Consider the following 871-nt stretch of genomic DNA (forward strand, 5'->3'; position numbering starts at 1 on the left):
AATCAATGGGGAAAGAGCCTTTGGATTATGGCGAGCTTATGAAGCAAGCTGAAGAAAAAGCAAAAGCTAGTGGCTTATTTGACTAAAAATATCTACTCAATATCAATTACATATAATATAAATATCTAAAACAAATATTAACTAGAGATTTTAGCCTCTAGTTAATTTCTTGTCAGAATTTTCTTTTGTTAAGCACACTATTTGTATTTTAATTTCTTTTGTTACAAATTCTAACCCTTTCAAAAGCATTAAGTCATTAAAATCACTCATACATTGAGAGCTTTGTTCTTGTGTAAAATTTGGTAAAATTACACTAACATTAGAATATTTTTCTTTAATCTCTAAAGTTGTTTTTTCCTGTGTTTTCTAAGCCTTTTAACTCTTTTTTACATCATTATCAGCAAATATTGTGATATTTTTATCAGGATAGAGGGTATTTAACTTTTTTACTACATTTTCTAAATTTCCTGCATCTACTGCCATAATAATAGGTTTATTTAAAGCTTTATATAATGTAGTACCAGTAGCAAAACCTTCACATAAGTAAAATTCTTTTAAATTATGAAGTGTTTTAGCTCCTATAAATATGAAAACAACCTTGTTTTTTTGCAAGATATTCTACATTGATCTTTTTTTATTTGATTATGTAATTCTTGAGAGGTTTTTAAATTACCATTGTAGTTTTTTTCTACTTGCATTTTCCAATTTTCTTTATACCTGTTTTAAAATTTTGCACAAATCCTGCAGGAAAATTATTGTTTAAATATCCAATATAAGCACCACTTAATTCTCTGCCTTTATCATTAGTTGTTTTTACTCTATGAATTTTACCATCCATGATAGGTGAACCATCAATAATTAATCCTTTTTC

1 protein-coding gene and 1 pseudogene are annotated in these 871 nt (G+C 26.5%); both read right to left on the reverse strand.

Annotated elements, in window-relative coordinates:
- Positions 1-375: 375 nt before the first annotated feature.
- A complete protein-coding gene (locus H2277_RS09025; protein WP_337201970.1) occupies positions 376-612 on the reverse strand; it encodes a hypothetical protein in 237 nt (78 codons plus the stop codon).
- Positions 613-688: 76 nt separating this feature from the next.
- Positions 689-871: pseudogene (locus H2277_RS09030) on the reverse strand (hypothetical protein); the annotation flags it as partial.

This window comes from Campylobacter sp. W0014 (genome assembly GCF_020135975.1).
Lineage (GTDB): Bacteria > Campylobacterota > Campylobacteria > Campylobacterales > Campylobacteraceae > Campylobacter_D.